The organism is Pontibacter sp. BAB1700 (assembly GCF_000277005.1).
GTDB lineage: Bacteria > Bacteroidota > Bacteroidia > Cytophagales > Hymenobacteraceae > Pontibacter > Pontibacter lucknowensis.
The window spans coordinates 1-24444 of the sequence record NZ_AKIS01000061.1 but is presented as its reverse complement, the minus strand read 5'-3'; the positions used below and the strand labels follow the sequence as shown (position 1 = coordinate 24444).

The following is a 24444-nucleotide window of genomic DNA, read 5'->3' as shown; positions in this document are numbered from 1 at the left end:
ATTGACCTTTGATTTTTTAAGAAAATCCGTTCCAAAGTTAAAAGATATACTCTTAAGTTTGTGTATGAATTTGACTGAGCCGAAGAACAAAACACCTTTTTTGGAACGCAAAAGCACTACCCTTTTGATTCTGGTTTTAGGTATAATCACGCTGGCATTGAGTGTGTATAATATCCTGCAACCCGAATCAGGCATTTACTCCCGCAATATTCTCGTGATAGGCCATGCGGGCTCAGGCTTTTTCTCCCCCTTGAACCCTTACAATCCGCTCCCCGCCAACAGCATGGCTTCTATTGTGAAAGCCATGGAAGAGGATGGTGCTGATGGAGTGGAAGTGGATGTGCACGTGAGCCTGGACGGCGTGCCGATTCTCTACCATGACAATACGCTGGAGACGATGAGTGAAGGTGTAGGTATCATTGCAGACTTGCCAGCTGCTGAAGTGGTTGGTACCAGGTATAAGGGAGGAGTGTTATACGACCTTTTCCACAGTGAGAATATCATTACGATGGAAGCCATGCTGCAGCGCTTCCAGACGTACCCGGAGCTACCCTACCTGCACATCGATATCCGGAACCAGGACCCAAGCCGTAACACCTTTTATGCCGAGTCAATCCTGACTTTGCTTCGTAAATATAACTACCCTGTTGAAAAACTGACATTTATTTTCAATCAGCCTGCCATACTGCACGCGGTGCAGGAACTGGAGCCGGAAGCAGAGCTGATGCTGGATGCTGGTGAAGACTTCGACCTTTCGGCGCAGGAAGCACTGGACAACAGGCTTCATGGTGTGACTGCCAATGGAAAACATGTGAACCGAGAGCAATTACTCAGGGCGAAAGCGCGGGGTTTGCAGGTGGTGCTGTTTGGGGGCAAGTCGAAAGGGAGCATCGCCAATATGCTGGAGATGGAGCCCGACGCCATTCAAGTGAATAACGTGAAGCGTATGCGCTCGCTTTTAGATGACTAACAGGCAGGGCTATCCCACCAGCATCATCAATAAGGCGAGTAGTATAATAGCTAAGGCGATGTTTCGGAAAGTGAACAAACTGCGTTTCATGGTGGTGGCTCTTGTTTCAGGTAATTCCAGTTACAGGTATAGTAACGTGTTTGGCAATACCTGGGATTTGTGTTAGAAGATTATACATGCTGAAGGCTTGTTTTCGAGGCATGGCAGTGAAACAATTATTACTTTTGCACTACATCATAACAAAACGACATTTATGCTCCGGACACATACTTGCGGTGAACTAAGAATAGATAATGTAGGTGAAGAAGTTGTACTGACAGGCTGGGTACAGCGCCTGCGCGACAAGGGCGGCATGCTTTGGATTGACCTGCGCGACCGCTACGGCATCACACAGCTCACGTTTGAAGACGGTGTAACACCCGCCCACTTATTTGAAGAGGCCCGCAGTCTTGGCCGCGAGTACGTGATCAAAGTGATCGGCAAAGTGATCGAGCGCTACTCCAAGAACGACAAGATCCCAACCGGCGACATCGAGATTCATGCCTCCAAAATAGAAGTGCTCAATGCGGCCAAACTGCCTCCGTTCATGATCGAGGACGAAACAGACGGTGGTGATGACCTGCGCATGAAGTACCGCTACCTGGACCTGCGCCGTACGCCTGTGCGCCGGAACCTGGAGCTGCGCCACCAGATGATGCGTGCCGTGCGTGCATACCTGGACGAGCATTATTTCATTGAGGTAGAAACTCCGGTGCTGATCAAGTCGACGCCGGAAGGTGCCCGCGACTTCGTGGTGCCAAGCCGCATGAACCCTGGTGAGTTCTACGCCCTGCCACAATCTCCGCAGACCTTCAAGCAACTCCTGATGGTTTCTGGTTTCGACAAGTACTACCAAATCGTAAAGTGCTTCCGCGACGAGGATTTGCGCGCTGACCGTCAGCCAGAGTTTACACAAATAGACTGTGAGCTTTCATTCGTAACCCAGGAAGATATCCTGAACACCTTCGAAGGCCTGATTCGTCATCTCTTCCTGAAAGTAAAAGGCGTACACATTGCCAACCTGCCACGCATGACCTATGCTGACGCGATGAAGTTCTACGGTTCTGATAAGCCAGACACCCGTTTCGACATGCGTTTTGTGGAGCTGAACCCGCTGGTGAAGAACAAAGGCTTTAAAGTATTCGACGATGCCGAATTGGTAGTAGGTATAAACGCCAAAGGCGCTGCCAGCTACACCCGCAAGCAACTCGACGAACTGACTGATTTTGTGAAGCGTCCGCAGATCGGAGCTACCGGCCTGGTATACGCCCGTGTGCAGGAAGATGGCACCGTGAAGTCATCTGTAGACAAGTTTTATACCGTAGAGGACCTGCAGGCCTGGGCTACTGCTTTCAATGCTGAACCAGGCGATTTGATTCTGGTATTGGCCGGAGGCAGAGACAAGACACGCAAGGCCCTGAACGAACTGCGTCTGGAGATGGGCGAGCGCCTTGGACTGCGTGACAAGAACGTGTTCTCGCCACTGTGGGTAGTAGACTTCCCGCTTCTGGAGTGGGATGAAGACAGCAACCGATTCCATGCCATGCACCATCCCTTCACGTCACCGAAGCCAGAAGACCTGGAGCTGATCGATGACCGCCCGGGCGATATCCGCGCCAATGCCTATGACATGGTTATAAACGGTGTGGAAGTTGGTGGTGGTTCTATCCGTATCCACGACCGCCGTCTGCAGGAGCAGATGTTCCGTTTGCTAGGCTTTAGCAACGACGAGGCCAAAGCGCAGTTTGGCTTCCTGATGGACGCCTTCGAGTACGGTGCGCCGCCACACGGTGGCATCGCCTTCGGCTTCGACCGCCTGTGCTCCCTCTTCGGTGGCTCCGACTCCATCCGCGACTACATCGCTTTCCCGAAAAACAACTCAGGTCGCGATGTTATGATAGACGCACCATCACCGATTGCCAATGCGCAGTTGGATGAACTGCATATCAAAATGAAGAACCTGCCTCGTAAGGGATAGGTATATAGAAGTATGGGAAAGGCTGTCCGATAAGGGCAGCCTTTTTATTTTACTACCAGATAGGAACAAAAAAACGGCTACCCTTTCCAGAGCAGCCGCTTCCAATATCAGTTCGCTATACCTTACAGCACGTCGCTCAACAGAGCAGGCGCTATACCTAGCAGAATCGTCAGAGCAGTAATGATAAGCAGCATCACATTCATAAAGCTGGTTGAGCGGATAGTCGTAGCGTCTTCAGCAACTGGGTGCAGGTACATTGCGATAACCACGCGGAAGTAGTAGTACACACCCACAGCAGCCAGAATCACCGCTACCACAATCAGCCACATCATATCCGGGTTTTCGATCAGGGCAGAGAACACGAAGAACTTGCCGAAGAAACCAGCCGTGAGTGGTATACCTGCCAGCGACAGCATGGACACCGCTACCGAGAAAGCCAGCAGTGGATTTGTTTTGCCCAAGCCGTTGAAAGCTTCGTAGTTCTCGTTCTGACGCTGTCTTGATACCAACTGCAGCACACCGAATGCGGCGATAGAAGCAGTGGAGTACGCGAACGAGTAGAACAGGATAGCAGAAGTAGACAAATTGTTGAAAGCAAGCAAAGTCATCAGCAGGTAGCCTGCGTGCGAGATACTGGAGTAAGCCAGCATACGCTTCATGCTTTGCTGCACCACAGCGCCTACGTTTCCAATCAGGAGCGTCAGCACGATAATGGCCACCAGCGTTGGCATCCAGCTACCGTAAGAAGCGGCGAAGGCTGCGTCCATCAGTTTGTAGAAAGCGGCTACACCAGCTGTCTTTACTACGGTTGACATATAAGCCGTCCATACCGTTGGCGTACCTTCATACACGTCAGGCGTCCAGAAGTGGAAAGGAGCTGCAGAAACTTTGAAAGAGATACCGATGATAATCATCAGGATACCCAGCAGGAACATGACATTGTTTACACCACCATTACCCAAAGCCTCAGCTGAACCGGCAATCTCGGCAATGTTGAACGTTCCCGTCGCACCGTAGATCATCACGATACCGAAAAGCAGGATACCCGTGAAGAAAGAACCCATCAGAAAGTACTTCAAGGCAGCTTCGGCGGAGCGCAGGCTTCCCTTGTCGCTACCTGCCAGCACGTACATAGCAATCGAGAGAATCTCTATACCTATGAACAGCATCAGCATGTTATTGTAGCTCACCATCATAATGGCGCCCACCAGCGAGAACAAAATCAGGGCGTAGAGTTCACCAATGTTTTCGTCGTTGCGGGTAACGTAGTGCTGCGTGAAAGGCAGAATCAGTAGCGTCGACAGCACCATGATACCTGTGAAGGCCACCGCGAAATTGTCGATGGTAATCATGTTCTCGAAGTAGCTCTGGGTATCGTTCCAGTCGAGTAGGTTAGTGCCGAACACAATCGCTAAAAACAGCAGCGACAGCGGCAACAGGATTCTTTTAGATTTCAGGAAGCCTACGAAGAGGCTGATAATCCCAAATCCAGATAGAAGTATAATCGAAATCATGTCGTTTAGTATCGTTTCTTTTTGCGGACTATCGGTTGATAATGCTCAGCAGCTGTCCAACCGCAGGCTCTGAAATGCTCAGGAAAGTGTTCGGGAACAGACCAATCCAGAATACCATGATCACCAATGGAATCAGCACAGCTTTCTCATGGAAGGTCAGGTCAGCAAAACCTTCGGTGGCTTCTGACTTCGTGCCGAACATCACACCCTGGAACATGCGCAGCATGTATACCGCACCCAAAATGATGGTGAGGCCAGCCACAGCGCCAAAGTAGTGGTTGTACTGGAACACACCCGACAGCAACAGGAACTCGCCGATGAAGCCGTTTGTGAGCGGAAGCGCCACAGAACCCATCAACAGTGTCAGGAACATGATAGAAAGCGCCGGCGTGGTCTGGGTGATACCGCCCAGGTTGGCAATCTCTCTCGTGTTGGTTCTGCGGAAAATGATATCGACGATGAAGAACAAGCCCACTACGTTGATACCGTGGCTCAGCATTTGAATCACGCCGCCCTGCAGACCTTGCTCGTTCAGGGTGAAGATACCTGCCGCAATCAGGCCTACGTGCGCGATAGACGAGTAGGCAATCAGTCGCTTCATGTCGCGCTGACGGATGGCGATGATAGAGCCGTACACAATACCGATGATGGAAAGCACCAGCACGAGGTCAGCCCACTGGCTCACGCCCAACGGCACCACAGGCAGCAACCAGCGCAGCACACCGTAGATACCCATCTTCAGCATGATACCCGCCAGCAACATCGTCGCCTGCGTAGGAGACTCAGTATAGGTGTCGGGCTGCCAGGTATGGAACGGGAACACCGGCATTTTGATGGCAAAAGCAAGGAACAGGAACCAGAAAATCCAGCTCTGCGTCGCGCTGTCCAGCGTCAGTTGGTAGAAGGCGTTCACGTTAGACGAGTGCGCCGCCAGCTCTGTGCCTGCCGTCTGGAAGTACAGGTATACGAAAGCGGCCAGCATGAAAAGCGAACCGAAAATCGTGTAGATAAAGAACTTGAACGTAACCGGAATCCTGCGCGCACCGCCCCAGATGGCTGCGATAAAGTAAATCGGAATCAAGGCCACTTCCCAGAAGAAGTAGAACAGGAACGCGTCCATTGCAACGAACACACCAATCAAACCCGTCTGCATAAACAGCACCAGCGCGTAGAACACGTGCGGGTTTTTGTAGTCGTGCTTGAAAGAAGAAAGGACAATAAGCGGTACGAGGAAAGTCGTCAGGAGCACCATCAGGAGGCTGATGCCGTCCATGCCGATGGTGAAGCCTATACCTGCACGCTCTACCCACGGCATATTGAGGGCGAACTGTGTGGTAGCGTCCGGAACAAAGTTTGTGATTGCAAACAGAGCAATGGCAAACTCAACAAGCGTTGCTATAAAAGCCACTTTCTTGGCACCGTCGCCTTTAATCAGCAGCACCAGCAGTGCAGCTAGGGCAGGCCAGAAAAGTAATAGAGCTGTAATCATCTTCTTAGAACCTTAAGCGATAAAGAAGTTTAAAAATAGAATCAGAACAATGCTGGCTACCATCACAAAAACATAGAAGCCAATCACGCCACTCTGCGTGAGGCGCAGCACACGGCCGCTTGCCATCACCAATTTGCCGAAGCCGTTTACAATGCCGTCTACTACAATCACGTCCACAAAGCGGTGGAAAGCAGTCGACATGGCCATCACCGGACGAACGAACACCGTGTCATAAATCTCGTCGATGTAGTATTTGTTGTAAATCAGGTTGTGGATAGGAGACAGGCGCGTTCCTTCCGGAGCCGGCACTGTTTCTTTCTTTACATACATGATGTAGGCAATGATAATCGCGATAACCGACACCACCACCGAAACAGCCATCAGGATGTATTCTGTCGCGTGGTCAATGTGAGCAGGCTCCAGAGCGGCACCGTTGGCGCGGCGGGCAAGGTCATAGATAGGCGACAGGAAGTTGCCCAAGGTATGCGTGTCGCTGAAAACGGCTGGCAGACCAATGAAACCACCTACAGTGGACAGGATAGCCAGTACAATCAGCGGAATGGTCATGGAAGGTGGTGACTCGTGCAGGTGCGAACGCTGCGCCTCTGTGCCACGGAACTTGCCGAAGAACGTCAGGAACAGGAGGCGGAACATGTAGAACGAGGTCATGAACGAAGCCAGCAGGCCGAGCGCCCACATCAGCTTGTTGTGCTCAAACACATGCGCCAGCAATTCGTCTTTCGAGAAGAAACCGGCGAAAGGCGGTATACCTGAAATCGCGAGCGTACCAATCAGGAACGTGATAAATGTAATTGGCAGCCACTTGCGCAGACCACCCATGTTGCGGATATCCTGTTCGTTGCTTACTGCGTGAATCACAGAACCAGCACCCAGGAATAGGAGGGCCTTAAAGAAGGCGTGCGTGAGAACGTGGAAAATGGAAGAAGAGAAAGCCATCACACCGAGCGCCAGGAACATAAAGCCCAGCTGCGACACGGTAGAGTAAGCCAGCACTTTCTTGATGTCATTCTGCGCCAGACCAATCGTCGCGGCCAACAGGGCAGTAGCCAGACCAATGATAGCGATAAACTCCATCGTAGTCGGGGCCAGCACATACAGTACGTTCGAGCGAAGCACCATGTAGATACCTGCCGTCACCATGGTCGCGGCGTGAATCAGGGCCGAAACAGGCGTTGGACCCGCCATCGCGTCAGGAAGCCATGTGAACAATGGAATCTGCGCACTCTTACCCATCGCACCCACAAACAGGAGCATGGTAATGGCAATCATCACACCGCTATCGGTCAGGCCCGTCATCTGCGAAGCAGACAGGAATACCTCTGGGTAGCTCACGCTGCCGAAGGTGATGAAAATAAGGAAAATGCCCAGCAGGAAGCCCAAGTCACCGATACGGTTCATGATAAAGGCTTTCTTGGCGGCATTGTTATAGTTGGTGTTCTTGTTCCAGAAGCCGATCAGCAGGTAGGAGCAAAGACCAACGCCTTCCCAGCCCACGAACATCATCACGTAGTTAGAGCCCATCACGAGCAGCAACATCGAGAACATGAACAGGTTGAGGAAAGAGAAGAACTTGCCGTAGTTTTCGTCGTGGCTCATGTAACCCGCCGAGTACACGTGAATCAGGAAACCGATACCGGTCACCATCAAGAGCATCAGCAGGGTGAGCTGGTCAATCATGAACGAGAAACCAATCTCAAGGCTACCCACCGAGAACCAGTTGTATAGGTCGACGATGTAAGGGCGGCTACCATTGGAAGTGAAGTCGATGAACAGGTATACTGATATCAGAAACGAGGCCAGCACGGTGCCAGAGCCCAGCAGACCTACAATGGCCTTAGGCAATTTGCGGTTGCCAAGTCCGTTAATCAGAAAGCCTATGAACGGCAGGAGCGGCACAAGCAAACACAGCAGCGCCATTTCCTGATTGTTGATGGGCATTACTACTTCTTGCATTTAGCGTATGATTTAGTTAAGCTATTCAGGTTAGATAAGGTATGGGCTACCACTTGAGGTAGTTCAGCAATTGCACGTTGGTGGTGCGCAGGTTGCGGTAAATCATCACGATGATGGCCAGACCAACTGTTACTTCCGCCGCTGCTACCGCCATGATGAAGAACACGAAAATCTGTCCGTTCGGGTCAGAGCGATAAGACGACAAAGCGACCATCAGTACGTTCACGGCGTTGAGCATCAGCTCCACACACATAAAAATAACAATCGCGTTTCGTCTGGTGAGAACGCCGATTACGCCAATGGCGAAAAGGGCCGTGCTGAAGTACAGGTAGAATTCAAGCGGGATGGTTCGGATAACCTCTGGCATTTGGTTCATCGTCTGGTTGCTGAACGTATTACTGGTAAATTACAATTCTGAAATCAAGTCGCAAAGTTATCCCCATTTTTGTAAAATCCATAACATATTTCTAATCTTCTTGCCCGATCTGTAACAAGGTTTCATGTCCCTGAAGATTTATATTTTAGTTAATGCAGGCACGCCTTGTTAAGCTACAGCTTATACTTTCCTTTTCAGGCTGCGTAGGGTATAAGACTTATTTTTGATGGCAAGTCGCACTCGTGCTATACCTGCACCTGATCAGGTATAGCGAAGCTGATTTGTCCATTCAGGATGCTATAACCTGGTTGCTCTAAAATTGTATGAAGTTAGAATACTTACCTCTGCTATACCTGTTTTGCCTGGTTGCACTGTTTTCGTCTTGTCAACAGCCAACTACCGCATCATCCACTACACCTTATCATGCCGATCTGACTATGAAAGCTACTATTGAGAAGCACCTTCACTTCGATAACCTGCCATCTGCTTCCGGGCTTGAGATGCTGGGTGACCATTATTATGTGACTGGCGACGATTCTCCATACCTATACAAGCTGGACAAAAACTACCGGTTGTTATCCCATGAAGCGATCTTTGACACAACCGGCTTCGAAAATGGGCGCATCGCCAAAGCTGATAAAGCCGACCTGGAGGGCATGACCCTTTTGCAACATCAGGGCAAGCCCTATCTTCTTATGATGGGTTCTGGCTCAGCCCCAGCCCGACGTAAGGCCTATCTTTACAACATTTGCGGTGATGATATCTGTAGAGAGGGAGCAGACACTCATGGAGCAAAGGCCATAAATCTGGATCCTCTCTACAAAGAACTCGAAGCGCAGATGAAGTTAGGAGAAAGTCTGCTCAACATAGAAGGTGTAGCTGCCGGGCATGGGCGGCTTTACCTGATGCAGCGTGCTATCGGGACCGGTCAGAACATGTTGATTTCCTATAATCTGGCCGAATTTATACCTTATCTCTTGTCAGAATCTGCAGTGCAGTTGCCAAAGCCAGAGCTTGCCTATTTCCGTTTGCCCGAGTTGGAACTCCTGCAGGCGGGCTTTTCTGGTGCTTATGTATATGATGACAAGCTTTTTTTTACAGCTTCACTGGAAGATACGAACGACGCCTACGGGGATGGGGAGGTCCTGGGTAGTTACATCGGCTATATTCCTTTCAATGCGATAGGAAAACAGGATACTCTGCAAATTCCTGCCACACCTATGCTACAAGCGGATGGAGAACTTTATACAGGCAAGGCAGAATCGTTGGTCGTTAAAAAGCGAGAAGGGAAAGGCAGGTATCGCCTGGTAGTAGTTTCAGATGATGATCTGGGTGGGTCTGAATTACTTGAAGTTATGTTGACGGTAGAGCAATAAAATTTTTCCCATACCGCAAGTTTGAGTGAAGAGGTAACTTATGGTAATTCATGACGGCCAGTTTGAAACCGGCGTATTAAAAATTTGACCATGGTACCTGCCAGTTATAAACTGGCCCCAAGAACAGTCACAAGTTGCGCTACCGCTAAATTTGCGACATCTTACTTTATATCCATTTCCACGGATCCTAAAAATCCGTGGGGTAGGGACCCTCTTTAAATCCTGTAAATCCTGATTCAGACAAAAAAAAGCCAGCACTTTGCAGCACTGGCTCTCTATTTTTTGAAGGTATAACTCGATTAGAAGTTCTGCTCTCCCGCTTCTCTCTTGCCAATCATCACAGCACCTACCATAGATACGAGGAATAGTACTGCTACTAACTGGAACGGCAGCATATATTTGGTGAAAAGCACTTTGCCCAGGTTCTCTACCATACCAACCTGCGAATTGAACGTGGCTGGATCCGGGTGGCCGAGTGTTACATCTTTCAAAGCAGCTACTACTACCGTGAACAGCAAGCCACCAGCTACTGTACCGGCTATTTTGGCCAGCACATTCCTTTTCATGGTGCCTTCCACGTTCTTACCTGTGTTGATGAACATCAGTACAAATAGGAAAAGTACCATGATGGCTCCTGCATATACGATGATGTTTACCGCTGCCAAAAACTGGGCGTTCAGCAATATATAGTGCGCTGATATGGTGAAGAATGTCAGGATCAGGAAGATAACGCTGTACACCGGGTTCTTGGAAATAACAACCATCAGGGCGCAAAGCAGCGTTAGCGAAGCAAAGAAGAAAAACAGACTTTCTGTCATCGGATTATTTGGTTTCAGTGGTTTTTAACGGTTCTACCAAGCGGTCTTTGCCGTAAATGAATTCGTCGCGCTCGTAACGGGCTGGGGCAAGTTTGTCGTCCTGCAGGAAGATAGCAGCCTTCGGGCAGGCTTCTTCGCACAGACCGCAGAAAATGCAGCGCAGCATGTTCACTTCGTAGGTCACGGCGTACTTTTCTTCGCGGTACAGGTGCTCTTCGCCTTTCTTGCGCTCGCCAGCCGTCATTGTGATGGCTTCGGCAGGGCAGGCTACGGCGCACAGACCACAGGCCGTGCAACGCTCTGCACCGTTTTCGTCACGCTTCAGCACGTGCAGACCGCGCCAGATGTCGCTGCGCTGACGCGTCTCCTCAGGGTAATTGATTGTCGCTTTCTTCTTAAAGAAGTGCTTTATCGTAATTCCCAAGCCTTGAGCGATAGCAGGCAGGTACATGCGCTCCGAAAGCGTCATCTCCTTTTGTGCTACGTTCTTTTTTCTATTAGATAGTGGTTCCATTGTATCTCGATTATGATTGCTGTCTATGCTGTCTGTCTATAACAGCGCCTGGCATGGCAGCATTCAATATTTCGTTATCCTTGTGTAAAATAGTCGTAGAGTAGAATGCCACCGCCCGTAAGCAGGATATTCAGGATGGCCAGCGGAATCAGGATGTTCCAGCCCAGCTTCATCAACTGGTCGTAGCGGAAACGCGGTAGTGTCCAGCGCACCCACATGAAGAAGAAGATGAAGGCGAAAATCTTCGCGAACATCACACCCACACCCAGTATGGTCACCACGTTGTTACCCAAAACAGGGTCATCGAACGCATTGCGCAGGTTCTCCATGAACGGGAAATTATAGGCACCGAAGTACAGCGTTGCCATCACAGCCGACACTACGAAGATGTTGATGTACTCGGCAAACAGGTACATACCCAGTTTCATAGAGCTATACTCGGTGTGGTAACCGCCAATCAGTTCGGCTTCAGATTCAGGTAAGTCAAATGGAGTTCTGTTTGTCTCGGCAAAGGCACAAATCAGGAAAATCAGGAAGCCCAGCGGTTGGTACCAGATGTTCCAGTTAAATCCGGCTTGTTGCTCGGCAATTACTTTCAGCGACAGCGAGCCACTCAACATCAGTACCGCAATTAGCGACAGACCCATAGCCAGTTCGTATGAAATGTTCTGCGAAGCGGCACGGATAGCACCCAGCAAGGAGAACTTATTATTCGAAGCCCAGCCACCAATCATCAGACCGTACACACCCAGCGACACCACAGCGAAAATGTAAAGTATTCCGATGTTTACGTCAATGGCTATCAGGTCAAATGATGTTTCTCCCAAAATCAGCGTGTCGCCGAATGGGATAACCGCACTCGTCATCGCTGCCACCAGCATGGCTATACCTGGGCCCAGGATGAAGAGCGTTTTGTTTGCGTTGGCAGGTATAAACTCTTCTTTGAAGAACAGTTTACCGGCGTCGGCCAGCGGCTGCAGCAAGCCCATCGGACCCGCACGGTTCGGGCCTACGCGGTCCTGAATGAAAGCGGCAATCTTACGCTCAAAGTAAGTCGAGTAGGTCGCAATCAGTAACGAAATACCGAAAATGGCCAGAATGTAAATACCCTTGTATATGAGAACTACAGAATCCATGCTTTATTCCGTTGGCATTTTTTTAACAGTAGATTTAGGCAGGTTCGGCACAATCGGCACGTTCACCACTGGCAATTCGTAGTGGTTAGCCGAAATAACAGAACCTCTGTCGATGTGGCGCGGTCCCTCGATGGTCCAATCGCTCATCTCTTTCTTGTCGAAACGACAGGTGTTGCAGATGAACTCCTCTACCTCGGCGTACTCGTCCTTGCGGGCGGTTACGCGAAGCACCGTGTCACCACGTCCCCACAGCGTTACCTTACCGCTGCAGGTAGGGCAGTCGCGGTGCGCGTTCAGCGGCTTCGTGAACCACACGCGGTTCTTAAAGCGCCAAGTCTTGTCTGTTAAAGCTCCCACCGGGCACACGTCAATCACGTTTCCGGAGAAATCGTTGTCGATTACGTTCTCGATGTAAGTGCCAATTTCGGCTGCGTCGCCACGGCCCAATACGCCGTGCACACGCTTCTCGGTAATCTGGTCGGCGGTATACACGCAACGGTAGCACAGGATGCAGCGCGTCATGTGCAGTTGGATGTAAGGACCCAGGTCTACTCTGTCGAAGGTACGACGCGGCTCCTCATAGCGGGTAGCGCTCACACCGTGCTCGTAAGAAAGGTTCTGCAAATCGCACTCACCAGCTTGGTCGCATACAGGCAATCCAGTGGGTGGTTGATGAGCAACATTTCCACGATACCCTTGCGGGCATTCAGTACGTCTTCGTTAGTTGTGTTCTCCACCACCATGCCGTCCTGTACTGGGGTAATGCACGAAGCTACCAGTTTCGGCATAGGGCGTGGGTCGCGGGCAGAACCCTGCGTTACCTTTACAAGGCACACACGGCACTTACCGCCACTGCCTTTCAGCGGGGTATAAAAGCACATGGCAGGGGGCACTACATCACCACCGATCTTACGGGCGGCCTGCAGGATGGTGGTTCCATCTTCAACCTCTACCTCGATGCCGTCAAATGTTATTTTAGCCATCTTAATTTTTATCCAAAGCTCGCCTACCAAGGTATAGCGGGCAGTTAATTTAATTTTGAATTATACAGTAGCTGCCGCTAACTGTCCTCTGTATACCGCGCCCGGAGCTGTAGCTTCCTGTGGGTGCTTGATGTGCCACTCGAACTCCTCGCGGAAGTGACGGATTGCGCTGGCTACCGGCCATGCTGCGGCGTCACCCAGCGGGCAAATCGTGTTACCCTCAATCTGCTTGGCTACGCTTACCAACAGGTCGATGTCCTGCTGATGACCGTGGCCATGCTCGATGCGGTGCAGCACACGCTCCATCCAGCCTGTACCCTCACGGCAAGGGCTGCACTGGCCGCATGACTCGTGATGATAGAAGCGGGCATAGTTCCACGTGTTACGCACGATGCATTGGTCTTCGTCGAACACGATAAAAGCACCAGAACCCAGCATAGAGCCGCTCACGAAACCACCGTCAGACAGCGATTCGTACGTCATCAGGCGTTGCTCACCGGCAGCTGTTTTCAGGATCAGGTCAGCTGGCAGAATCGGAACAGAAGAACCACCCGGTACGACTGCCTTCAGTTGCTTGCCTTTCCAGATACCGCCGCAGTACTCGTCTGAGTAGATGAATTCCTCCACCGGAACGCCCAAGTCGATCTCGTACACGCCGGGACGGTTGATGTTACCGCTGGCAGAAATCAGTTTGGTGCCCGTGCTACGGCCTATACCTATCTTAGCGTACTCCGCACCTGTGTTGTTTACAATCCAAGGCACAGACGCGATGGTCTCCACGTTGTTTACCACGGTTGGCGACTGGAACAGACCTTTCACCGCCGGGAATGGCGGCTTGTTACGCGGGTTGCCACGCTTGCCTTCCAGTGATTCTAGTAGAGCTGTCTCTTCACCGCAGATATACGCACCACCACCCGGCGCTACGTGCAGGTCGAGGTCGTAACCTGAACCCAAAATGTTCTTACCGAGCAAACCGGCTGCATACGCCTCGGCGATTGCTTTTTCCAGAATGCGCAGGACGAACAACAATTCACCGCGGATGTAGATATAAGACGTGTTCGCACCCAGCGCATAGCTCGATGTAATCATACCTTCGATCAGGGCGTGCGGGTTTTTCTCCATGAACACGCGGTCCTTGAAAGTGCCGGCTCCGATTCGTCGGCGTTGCAAACTAAGTAACGCGGAACGCCTTCCGGCTTCGCCAAAAAGCTCCACTTCATACCGGCCGGGAAGCCAGCGCCACCACGACCACGCAGGCCTGATGTCTTCACTTCTTCCACCACTTCATCCGGGGTCATCGTCTTCAGGGCCTTCTCTACCGAGCGGTAGCCGCCATGCTTGCGATACACCTCCAAGGTTTCGATACCCGGTACGTTAATATGTTCGGTTAATATCTTGATTCCCATTGTGACAGGATATATAGCTCTGCAGTTGCTATGTTAAGGCAAGCTGCCTGATTTATCAATGAATTACTTCGCCCACTCAGGCGTTTCCACCTCTTTGTTGCGCATCATCTCGATGAACTGGTCCACTGCTTCTTCGCTGTCCAAGTTCTCGTAGTAGGTTTCGCGCACCTGCAGCATCGGGCCTGTGCCACACGAAGCAAGGCATTCCACTGGCTTCAGGGTAAACATACCGTCGGCCGTTGTCTCGCCTTCTTCGATGTTGAGCTTCTGTTTGAATGTCTCAATCATCTGGTCGGCACCGCGCAGGCAGCAAGGGCCTGTGCGACATACCTCGAGCACGTGCTTGCCAACCGGCTTCAGGTTGAACATGGTATAGAAAGTAGCCACCTCGTATACCTCGATTGGCTGTATGTTCAGGATTTCGGCAATCGCGTCCATCGCTTCAGGGCTCACCCAGCCGTTGTTCTCCGCCTGCGCAACGTGCAGGGCAGGCAACAGGGCCGACTTCTGGCGTCCTTCCGGGTAATGGCTGATATAGCGCTGAATCTCAGCAAGGGCCTTATCAGAAAACTTAAATGCGTTTTGTATCATTTGTCAGTTAACAATTAACAGTTAACAGGTATTTTTCAGTTAACAATTAACAATAAACAGTAATCAATCTCCTCTTTCAGTATTCTAATAATGTTTACTGATAACTGATTACTGTTCACTGCCTTAGGCGTCTAGTTCGCCGGCAATCACGTTCAGGCTACTCAGCGTCAGGATGGCGTCGGCCAGCTGACCGCCTTTGATCATTTCCGTGTAAGCCTGATAGTAGATGAAGCAAGGTCTTCTGAAATGCAGACGGTATGGCGTTCTGCCGCCGTCGCTGATCAGGTAGAAACCAAGCTCGCCGTTGCCGCCTTCCACGCTATGGTATACCTCGCCTTTCGGAGCGTCAATCTCACCCATCACAATCTTGAAGTGATAGATAAGCGCTTCCATGCTGGTATATACCTCCTGCTTTGGTGGCAGGTAGTAGTGCGGGGCATCGGCATGGTAAGAACCTTCCGGCAGGTTTTTGTAAGCCTGCTCAATAATTTTCAAACTCTGCCATACTTCTTCGTTGCGCACTAAGAAGCGGTCGTAAGTGTCGCCTTTCTCGCCAACCGGAATTTCGAACTCGAAATCATCGTAAGAAGAGTAAGGGTTCATCACGCGCACGTCGTAGTCCACGCCGGTGGCACGCAGGTTAGGACCTGTGAAGCCGTAGTTCAAAGCACGCTCAGCCGAAATGGCACCCACACCCACCGTACGGTCGATGAAGATACGGTTGCGGGTCAGCATTTTCTCGAACTCTGCCCATACCTTCGGGAAGCGCTTCAGGAACTCACCAATCAGGTGCAAGGCTTTTGGAGAAAGGTCGCGCTCCATACCGCCGATACGACCCATGTTGGTCGTCAGACGGGCACCGCATACCTCTTCGTAAATGTCGTAAATGTGCTCGCGCTCCTGCATTACGTACAGGAAGCCGGTGAAAGCGCCGGAGTCCACACCCAGAATGGAGTTACAAATCAGGTGGTCGGAGATACGGGCCAGCTCCATCATAATCACGCGGATGTACTGCGCACGCTTCGGGATTTCTATACCCAGAAGCTTTTCCACTGTCATGTGGTACCCCATGTTGTTGATAGGGGACGAACAGTAGTTCATGCGGTCAGTGAGCGGCGTAATCTGGTAGAACGGTCTGCGCTCGGCAATCTTCTCGAAAGCACGGTGAATATACCCGATGGTCGGCACCGCGTCCATGATAACCTCCCCGTCCATCTGCAAGATGTTCTGGAAGATACCGTGGGTAGCCGGGTGCGTCGGACCCAGGTTCAGGGTCGTCAGGTTCTCGTTCTTCTTGTCCTGCAGTTTCAGGTCGCGGTTATCGCGGAATTCCTGCAACTGGTCAGTGTCAGCTGTTTTATTATCAGTAGCCATAGTGGTTTATCTGGCTTAGCGTCCGAAATACGTATCAATTTTGTCTTCCCTTGTCTGGTCTTCCAGCGGATACTGCTTGAGCATCGGGTGATACTCCATCTCTTCGATGTTGAGTATGCGAATCAGGTTCGGGTGACCGGTAAAGATGAAACCGTAAAAGTCATAGGCTTCACGCTCCATCCAGTTGGCGGTGGCGTAAATGCCGGTCAGCGTCGGTAATACCGGGTCTTCGGCAGGCACAAACACCTTAATGCGCAGACGGTAATTGTGACGCAGGCTATGCAACTGGTACATCATGCACATCTCCATACCTTTGTGGTCCGGGAAGTGGATGCCTGCCATCGTGGTCAGGAACTGCACCTGCAGGTCCTTGTCGTCATACAGGTATTGAATCAGGGCGATGATGTTCTCACGGTTTGTCGTGAAAGTCATGATACCATCCGGGTTGTAAGCATCCCTGATGTTTTCTTCTCCAAACTGCGCAATCAGTTTACCAAGTACGTTTTCGTTCGTAAGCTCCATGCTGCTTATTTAATGTTGTAAGAAGCCAAAAGTGCCTGATATTCAGGTGAGTGACGACGGCGTAGTGATTCGTTTTTGGCCAAATCCTGTACGCGCATCAAACCGTCCAGAATCTGCTCCGGTCTTGGCGGGCAGCCCGGCACGTACACGTCCACCGGTACCACACGGTCTATACCCTGCAGTACAGAGTACGAGTCGAAAATACCGCCTGACGTGGCGCAGGCACCCACGGCCACCACCCAGCGTGGCTCGGCCATCTGCTCGTATACCTGCTTCACAACAGGTCCCATTTTCTTGGCGATGGTACCCATTACCAACAGGATGTCGGCCTGACGTGGCGAGAAGCTTGGGCGCTCCGAACCGAAGCGTGAAATATCGTAGGTAGAGCCCATGGTCGCCATAAACTCGATACCGCAGCAAGAAGTGGCAAAAGGCAGTGGCCAAAGCGAGTTTGCGCGGGCCAGACCAATCACTTTTTCGAAGGAAGTGGCAAAGAAACCAGCGCCGCTATGGCCCTCTGGTGCCTCTACCATGTTTATATCTTTATTTGTATCGCTCATGTTTCTGAAATTCTGAGTTTTAATCTCTGTTTACCCCTGCAAAAACACCGTTTACCCTATAAAAGTTTACTGGTGCCGAACTACTTGAGAATGCCTTTTTTGATTTCGTAGAAGAAGCCAGCCAGGATCACACCAAGGAATAACATCATCGGCAGGAAGCCTTCCAGACCGAATTCGCGGAAGTTCACCGCCCAAGGGTACATGAAGATAATTTCAATATCGAACAGCACGAACAGGATGGCCGTGATGAAGTACTTATAGGAGATAGGGGTACGCGCATCGCCCACCGACTCCACGCCACTTTCCCAAGAGGCGCCTTTTACCTCACTTTTTCTTTTTGGGCCGAGTAAATGCGTCACCACCAGCGCGAAAATAACGAAGCCGAGCGCTGCCGCAAATTGTATCAAAATAGGGAGGTAGTCCGACGGTAGATACTGAGTACCAGTAGTTTCCATATTGCTGTAATGCTTTATTGAAATTTGGGAGCAAAATTAGGGATAAATAGCCAACAATCAAAAGACTATATCCAATGTAAATAGCGTTTAAAATTGTTCTAAAGTATTATCGGTCGGTGTGAATGCAATTCTGTGTGGTTTTGGACTGAGAGGGAGGGGGTTGGTTTAAAATCGGCTGGTTTTAGAGCAAGCTTTTCAGGTATGGCGGGGTGGGTGTTGGAACATGGATTTGGCAGGTTGATGGCGCGAGCGTCCACGCTCGTGTCTACTATGGTGGGGCCTCTGGCCCCGTTGCGGTTATACCTCCGATAGAATAACAGCACTACTCGGATTCGCGCTGCTAAAAGTATAATAAGCCGCATCAGTTACCAAGCCAGCCACAACCGGGTTCTGCTCAATGTAGTCTATCTTTTGCTGCAGCATTGGTGTGTCTGTCAAGTCAATGGGATGGTTGTGCTGCTGCCAAAACAGGAACTCCTTATTATGCGTGTTGTGCTGCTTGAAGAAGCGGAACAGGTATAGCAACCATTCTTTTCTGCTCTCTATTGGATTGTTTTCAATTTGGGCTAATACTTGTTTAGCCGTATAACTCTTGAAATCCCTGAGCACACCACTTAGATTGCCATCTTCTACCGAGCAAATCATGTGCAGGTGGCTGGGCATTAAACAATAACTGTAAACCTGCAGTCCTTTGTGTTTGCTGCAGTAGTTTAGGTTCTGCACTACTTCGTCGGCATATTCTCTTCTGGTGAATATATCGATCCAGCCAACCACTGTGAGGGTGACGAAGAAAAGGCCGCCTTTGTAAATCTTGTACTTCTCGGACATAAGCATAAATTTTGAGAAACAGTACGCAATTTATACTAAAGAGGCCAGAGGCCCCACCATAGTAGACACGAGCGTGGACGCTCGCGCCATACACTAGCCCAAATAAAAAGGCACCACGCCCTTAACGAGCGTGGTGCTTCCTATTTCAGGTATAGCTATACCTTACTTATTCTCACCCAGGAACGGGTAGCGGTAGTCTGTTGGCGTTACGAACGTCTCTTTGATAGAGCGGGCAGACACCCAGCGCAACAGGTTCAGCATAGAGCCGGCCTTGTCGTTGGTACCCGAAGCGCGGGCGCCACCGAATGGCTGTTGTCCTACCACGGCACCGGTTGGCTTGTCGTTGATGTAGAAGTTACCGGCCGCGTTTTCCAGCTTCTTCGTAGCGAACTCAGCGGCATAACGGTCGCGGCTGAAGATGGCACCTGTCAAAGCGTATGGCGAAGTTGAGTTCACCAGCTCCAGCGTCTCTTCGAAGTTGTTCTCGTCGTACACATAGATCGTGATCACTGGCCCGAAGATCTCCTCGCACATCGTTATATACTGCGGGTTGTGCGACAACAGCACAGTTGGCTCGATGAAGTAGCCTTTCGATTTGTCGTAGTTACCACCAGCAATGATTTCAACCTCGTTGCTCTCCTTGGCGTTGTCGATGTAGCGGGCAATCTTGTCGAATGACTTCTCGTCGATTACGGCGTTGATGAAGTTTGAGAAATCCTCTGGAGGCCCCATTTTGAAAGTCTTCAGATCTTCCACCACATAGTTTTTCACGTCTTCCCAAATATTGCTCGGGATGTAAGCACGCGAAGCGGCAGAGCATTTCTGGCCCTGATACTCGAAAGCACCACGCACGATACCTGTCGCTACCTGCTTGGCGTCGGCCGAGCTGTGCGCCACGATAAAGTCCTTGCCACCCGTCTCACCTACAATGCGTGGATATGACTTATACTTGTGGATGTTCGTGCCGATCGTCTTCCAAATATGCTGGAATACGCCGGTGCTGCCTGTGAAGTGGATACCCGCAAAATCAGCGTGGTTGAAGATCACATCACCAGTAGTAGGGCCGTCTACATATACCAAGTTAATAACTCCATCCGGAAGGCCAGCTTCGCGGAACAGCTCCATGATCATCTGCGCGGCATAGATCTGCGTGTGGGCAGGCTTCCAAACCACAACGTTACCCATCATGGCAACAGAGGCTGGCAGGTTACCGGCAATAGCCGTGAAGTTGAATGGTGTCAAAGCAAAAACGAAGCCCTCCAAGGGACGGTGCTCCATGCGGTTCCATACGCCCGGTGATGACTCCGGCTGCATCTGGTAGATCTCAGTAGCATACTGTGCATTGAAGCGCAGGAAGTCCACCAATTCGCAGGCAGAGTCGATCTCGGCTTGATAAGCGTTCTTCGACTGACCCAGCATCGTGGCAGCGTTCATGCGTGCTCTCCATGGACCAGCCAGCAGTTCAGCGGCTTTCAGGAAAATGCTCAAACGGTGCTCCCAGCCCATGGCAGCCCACTCTTCGCGTGCGGCAAGCGCCGCGTTGATCGCCTGTTCCACGTGTGACGCGTCGCCTTCGCTGAAGTGACCCAGAATGTGCTGGTGGTCATGCGGCTGAAGCATCGGCTTCTTGTTGTCAGTATATACCTTGTCGCCACCGATGTACATCGGCACGTCGATCTCCTTTGACTTAAGTTCTTTATAAGTGCGCTGCAGTTCCTCACGCTCCGGAGAACCCGCGCGTACGATTTTACAGGTTCGTTTACTGGTGTTGGTACTCTAAAAAATCCTGTTGCCATCTCTTTTTGATATTTTACAGATTCAGAATAAGACATTCGAGTAACTGCATGCGGCAGCCACCCTATACAAAGGTAAGGCGAATTATTTTATTTTCCGGCCTGTAAAGGGTATAGCTTTGCTATAACATGGCCTGTAGTTCGCTCAGGCAGTGGATGTGGTAAGTAGGTTTAGGGGAAAGCTTGCTTTTGCTCTTCTCCGGGTTGAAGAAAACCTGGTCTATACCCGCCAGGCGAGCGCCATCAATGTCGCATTCTAAGTTGTCGCCGATCATCAGGCATTCCACAGGACGTACCTTTATACGGTCGAGTGCATGCTCAAAAATACGCTTGTCCGGTTTCTTATACCCACAGCACTCGGAGGTAATGATCTCCTTGAAATAATCTGTCAGCTTGGAGCCGTTCATTTTGATGTACTGCACATCCTTGAAGCCGTTGGTGATGATGTGGAGACCGTACTTGGGCTTAAGATAGTCGAGCACCTCAAAGGTATAGGGGAATACCGCCGTTTTCTGCGGGCACAGGTCGGTATAAGCCTCGGATATACCTGTCGGTACCTGATGTGGCTCCAGGCCCAGCCCGGTCAGGGTTTTCACAAAGCGGGACTCGCGCAACTCTTTCTGATCGATCTTTCCTTTATTATAAAGATCCCACAGGAGGTAGTTCACAAATTTGTACTTCTTATAAAAGGAGTCGCAATCGAATTTGCCGAACTCAGCCAAGCCAAACTCGTGGAATAAGGTATAGAGGGTCTCCTCGGAGTTTTTCTCAAAGTCCCACAGGGTGTGGTCAAGGTCAAAGAATATGTGTTTGTATGGCTTCATAATAAGAGTCTCAGCTATAGAGAAACGACTTGGCGGGCGGTATGTTTAAAAAATATGTGCAACAATAGCAGGCTAATTATACTAAAAGTTCTATATCAATGTTTAAACCAATGAACTAAAAACTTGTCTTAATAAGTGCTAAGTGTCTGTCCAGCGGCGGGTTTGCATGCGGTTGACGGCCAGTTCTCGGTTAGAGTACAGAATGCGGTAGGTTTCCAGATCTTTTTGCAGGATGGCGTCGCGTTCGAGGTATGTGAAGATCTGTTGAACGAAATCGGAGCCTTCTTCCTTTAGGGAATAATATACCCACTGGTCGATCTTGCGGGGCACCACAAGGCCGGCATTACGCAGGTAGGCGAGGTGGCGCGAGGTCTTGGTCTGGGTGAAGTCCAACACATGCTCCAGGTCGGAAGTGCACATTTCCTTGTTGCGCAGGATCAGGTGCAGCATGCGCAGGCGTGAGTCGTCTGCCAGCGCCTTTAAAACCTGTTCTCCGAAGGAAAGACTGAAGTGTTTGAGCCTCATATTTGAAAGCGTGTCAGAACAAAATTAGCCAAAAGCTGCTATAATAAAATTATATGAAGTATTATTGTACTACATGATGCCCCAATTACAAAGACTACTACTTACAAATAAGCGTGCCCTCGGCTTCCTGTTGCCCCTGGCCCTTTTTGCTTTCCTGATAATGGGAGCGCCCAATGAGGCGGCAGCACAGGGCCATAAGCGGGTAGTGCAGCTGACCGGTTTCGTGACCATCGGCGACAGCCTTTATGGCGTGGCCGGCGTGAACGTGTTTGTGCCCAAGACTAGCCGCGGTACACAAACCAACGCCTATGGTTTCTTCTCAGTGCCTGTGCTGACCGGTGACAGTGTCGTGTTCAGCGCTATAGGTTATAAAAAGCAATACCTGAAAATACCGAAGAACTATCAGAGTCAGAGCTACTCCATTATCATGCAGATGCAGGAAGATCCGACGCAGCTGCCTGAGGTTCAGGTGTTCCCGTGGCCTACAGAGCGCGATTTCAAGGAGGCCGTGCTGGCCGTGAAGCTACCGGATGACGGGATGGCCATTGCCATGCGGAACCTCGACCCCAAACGGCTCGAAGAGCTTTTCAGTGTAACGCCGATGGACGGAAACGCCAACTTCAGGGCCTGGAACATGCAGCAGGTGCAGCGGCAGGAGCAACGCAATATGTTCCCCACTGTCAGTCCGTTCGCAATCATCAAACTGCTGGACATGCTCCGGAACGGAGAGTTTAACAACAAGAAGTAATCACGTTGAAATTTTGAAGAGCCCGGCTCAGGTATAGCTATACCTGAGCCGGGCTCTTTTTTATGGCAATTCGCTCATAATTGCACCAAAAGTAACCAACAACATCAGGCTGCGTTAGTCCCCAATATAGAAAGAAACGTATACTAATTGGCCCTGTATAGACTTGCGCCATGTATGCTTTCAAAAGATAAAAATTCACATTATGCTGGATATAGATAAATTATCGCTCAATATACCTGATACAACCAAACCCCGTGTCGTGATCATTGGCGGTGGATTTGGGGGCATTAATGTAGCCCAAAAATTAAAGTGCAAGGATTTCCAGGTTGTGATGCTTGACCGTCAGAACTACCATGGTTTCTGGCCGCTGCTTTACCAGGTAGCCACTGCAGGTCTGGAGCCAGACTCTATTGCCGAGCCGCTCCGCAAGATGTTTGGCAGCGACGAGTTCGAAGACTTTCACTTCCGCTTGGTCAAAGTAAATGGTGTCAACCCCATTTCCAAGACCATTCATACTATAGTGGGTGATCTACCCTATGATTACCTCATCATAGCGACAGGTACCAAGACCAACTACTTCGGCAACGAAGAAGTGAAGAAAAATGCCTTTCCATTAAAGCAAATTCCGCATGCCCTGAATTTGCGCAGCCAGCTGTTTCAGTGCTTTGAACAGGCTAGTATGACCGCTGACCCGGATCTGCAGCAAAGTCTGCTCAACTTCGTGATTGTGGGTGGTGGCCCGACTGGTGTAGAAACAGCAGGGGCCCTGGCTGAGATGCGCAAGCATATCCTTCCGACAGACTATCCCGGGGTGGACTTCAGCAGGATGAATATTTACCTTATAGAAGGTATGGACCGCGTGCTGCCACCGATGTCCCCGGAGTCGAGTGAGAAGACACTGAAATACCTGCAGGATTTGGGCATCATTGTGAAGCTGAATGCGCTGGTAGAAACTTATGACGGCTATGTGGCCACTATCAAAGGGGGAGAGCAGATTCAGACACAAACACTGGTATGGGCTGCCGGTGTACAGGGTGCCCTGATCGACGGACTACCGGCAGAGGCTGTGGAAAGAGGACGCATACTGGTGAACCGCTACAACCAGGTACTCGGCTACGATAATATTTTCGCGATCGGAGATATTGCCCTCATGAAAACCGACAAATGGCCTAAAGGGCATCCGGGGGTAGCACAACCTGCCATACAGCAAGGGAAATTACTGGCTAAGAACCTGAAACGCCTTATTAAAGGAGAGCAGTTGGAGGAATTTGAGTACTTCGATAAGGCTCATTGGCCATCATCGGGCGAAACCGTGCCGTGGCTGACTTGCCGAAAGACATCCATTTGGGCGGTTTCTTTGCCTGGGTAACATGGCTGTTTGTGCACATTATGTACCTCATAGGCTTCCGCAACAAACTGGTGGTGCTAAGCAATTGGGTATACCGGTTCTTTACCTACGAAAACGGTACACGCCTGATTATCCGACCTTTTGTGCGGAAAGGTGACCGGGCGAAGCGTCAGTTTGTTGATAAGTATAATATGGAGTAAGTTAAATTGTTGGTTCACAGTGCCGATAACAAAAATGCCCCAGTTCTATAGAACTGGGGCATTTTTGTTAACCTCCTCGGAAGGGCAGGGGTGGGTTAAAGCA

The 24444-nt window shown here is 50.5% G+C and carries 19 protein-coding genes and 4 pseudogenes; 5 read left to right on the top strand and 18 right to left on the bottom strand.

The window, feature by feature from the left end:
- Positions 1-100: 100 nt before the first annotated feature.
- Together O71_RS08125 and aspS are read left to right on the top strand one after the other, a co-directional pair.
- Complete coding sequence (locus tag O71_RS08125; protein WP_234986419.1) at positions 101-970, top strand: glycerophosphodiester phosphodiesterase; 870 nt, start codon at positions 101-103, stop codon at positions 968-970.
- A gap of 253 nt (positions 971-1223) precedes the next feature.
- A complete protein-coding gene (aspS, locus tag O71_RS08120) occupies positions 1224-2987 on the top strand; it encodes an aspartate--tRNA ligase (protein ID WP_007655255.1) in 1764 nt (587 codons plus the stop codon).
- Positions 2988-3109: 122 nt separating this feature from the next.
- Here aspS and O71_RS08115 read toward each other — a convergent pair whose 3' ends face one another.
- From O71_RS08115 to nuoK, 4 genes are read right to left on the bottom strand one after another with little or no spacing between them, the layout of a single operon-like run.
- On the bottom strand, positions 3110-4501 hold the full coding sequence (locus tag O71_RS08115; protein WP_007655253.1) for an NADH-quinone oxidoreductase subunit N: 1392 nt from the start codon (positions 4499-4501) through the stop codon (positions 3110-3112).
- Between the two features lie 28 nt (positions 4502-4529).
- Positions 4530-5990 carry a NuoM family protein gene (locus O71_RS08110; protein WP_007655251.1) on the bottom strand — a complete coding sequence of 487 codons (1461 nt, stop codon included), beginning with the start codon at positions 5988-5990 and terminating at the stop codon, positions 4530-4532.
- Positions 5991-6002: 12 nt separating this feature from the next.
- Positions 6003-7964: an NADH-quinone oxidoreductase subunit L gene (gene nuoL, locus O71_RS08105; protein WP_007655250.1), complete on the bottom strand. Its 1962-nt coding sequence runs from the start codon at positions 7962-7964 to the stop codon at positions 6003-6005.
- A gap of 46 nt (positions 7965-8010) precedes the next feature.
- Positions 8011-8340: an NADH-quinone oxidoreductase subunit NuoK gene (nuoK, locus tag O71_RS08100; RefSeq protein ID WP_007655248.1), complete on the bottom strand. Its 330-nt coding sequence runs from the start codon at positions 8338-8340 to the stop codon at positions 8011-8013.
- 437 nt (positions 8341-8777) lie between these two features.
- On the opposite strand from nuoK, the gene O71_RS08095 reads away from it, so the two are divergent.
- Complete coding sequence (locus O71_RS08095) at positions 8778-9716, top strand: hypothetical protein (protein WP_007655246.1); 939 nt, start codon at positions 8778-8780, stop codon at positions 9714-9716.
- Positions 9717-10015: 299 nt separating this feature from the next.
- Here O71_RS08095 and O71_RS08090 read toward each other — a convergent pair whose 3' ends face one another.
- The 14 genes and pseudogenes from O71_RS08090 to O71_RS08025 all read right to left on the bottom strand — a co-directional run bounded on the left by O71_RS08090 (position 10016) and on the right by O71_RS08025 (position 22045).
- The gene (locus O71_RS08090) at positions 10016-10534 is read right to left on the bottom strand and encodes an NADH-quinone oxidoreductase subunit J (RefSeq protein ID WP_007655244.1); all 519 of its coding nucleotides are present in this window, start codon (positions 10532-10534) and stop codon (positions 10016-10018) included.
- 4 nt (positions 10535-10538) lie between these two features.
- The gene (locus O71_RS08085; protein WP_040574019.1) at positions 10539-11048 is read right to left on the bottom strand and encodes an NADH-quinone oxidoreductase subunit I; all 510 of its coding nucleotides are present in this window, start codon (positions 11046-11048) and stop codon (positions 10539-10541) included.
- A gap of 74 nt (positions 11049-11122) precedes the next feature.
- A complete protein-coding gene (gene nuoH / locus O71_RS08080; RefSeq protein ID WP_007655234.1) occupies positions 11123-12184 on the bottom strand; it encodes an NADH-quinone oxidoreductase subunit NuoH in 1062 nt (353 codons plus the stop codon).
- A gap of 3 nt (positions 12185-12187) precedes the next feature.
- Positions 12188-13167: pseudogene (locus O71_RS08075) on the bottom strand (2Fe-2S iron-sulfur cluster-binding protein).
- A 60-nt stretch (positions 13168-13227) separates the two neighbouring features.
- Positions 13228-14573: pseudogene (gene nuoF / locus O71_RS08070) on the bottom strand (NADH-quinone oxidoreductase subunit NuoF).
- A 63-nt stretch (positions 14574-14636) separates the two neighbouring features.
- Entirely contained in the window at positions 14637-15164 is a 528-nt protein-coding gene (nuoE, locus tag O71_RS08065; RefSeq protein WP_007655231.1) for an NADH-quinone oxidoreductase subunit NuoE, read from the bottom strand.
- Between the two features lie 123 nt (positions 15165-15287).
- Positions 15288-16538, bottom strand: a complete 1251-nt coding sequence (gene nuoD / locus O71_RS08060) for an NADH dehydrogenase (quinone) subunit D (RefSeq protein ID WP_007655230.1) — start codon at positions 16536-16538, stop codon at positions 15288-15290.
- 15 nt (positions 16539-16553) lie between these two features.
- Positions 16554-17060, bottom strand: a complete 507-nt coding sequence (locus O71_RS08055; protein ID WP_007655228.1) for an NADH-quinone oxidoreductase subunit C — start codon at positions 17058-17060, stop codon at positions 16554-16556.
- Between the two features lie 5 nt (positions 17061-17065).
- On the bottom strand, positions 17066-17620 hold the full coding sequence (locus O71_RS08050) for an NADH-quinone oxidoreductase subunit B (protein ID WP_007655226.1): 555 nt from the start codon (positions 17618-17620) through the stop codon (positions 17066-17068).
- Between the two features lie 80 nt (positions 17621-17700).
- A complete protein-coding gene (locus tag O71_RS08045; RefSeq protein WP_007655223.1) occupies positions 17701-18075 on the bottom strand; it encodes an NADH-quinone oxidoreductase subunit A in 375 nt (124 codons plus the stop codon).
- Between the two features lie 297 nt (positions 18076-18372).
- Positions 18373-18903, bottom strand: coding sequence for a transposase (locus O71_RS08040; RefSeq protein WP_007655221.1), 531 nt, complete (start codon positions 18901-18903; stop codon positions 18373-18375).
- A gap of 162 nt (positions 18904-19065) precedes the next feature.
- Positions 19066-20699: pseudogene (gene pruA, locus O71_RS08035) on the bottom strand (L-glutamate gamma-semialdehyde dehydrogenase).
- Positions 20700-20818: 119 nt separating this feature from the next.
- Positions 20819-21520 carry a YjjG family noncanonical pyrimidine nucleotidase gene (locus O71_RS08030; protein WP_007655217.1) on the bottom strand — a complete coding sequence of 234 codons (702 nt, stop codon included), beginning with the start codon at positions 21518-21520 and terminating at the stop codon, positions 20819-20821.
- 138 nt (positions 21521-21658) lie between these two features.
- On the bottom strand, positions 21659-22045 hold the full coding sequence (locus O71_RS08025; RefSeq protein ID WP_007655215.1) for a metalloregulator ArsR/SmtB family transcription factor: 387 nt from the start codon (positions 22043-22045) through the stop codon (positions 21659-21661).
- A gap of 73 nt (positions 22046-22118) precedes the next feature.
- On the opposite strand from O71_RS08025, the gene O71_RS08020 reads away from it, so the two are divergent.
- Positions 22119-22793, top strand: coding sequence for a carboxypeptidase-like regulatory domain-containing protein (locus O71_RS08020; protein WP_237717769.1), 675 nt, complete (start codon positions 22119-22121; stop codon positions 22791-22793).
- A 202-nt stretch (positions 22794-22995) separates the two neighbouring features.
- Positions 22996-24341, top strand: a pseudogene (locus O71_RS08015) (NAD(P)/FAD-dependent oxidoreductase).
- The last annotated feature ends 103 nt before the right edge of the window (positions 24342-24444 follow it).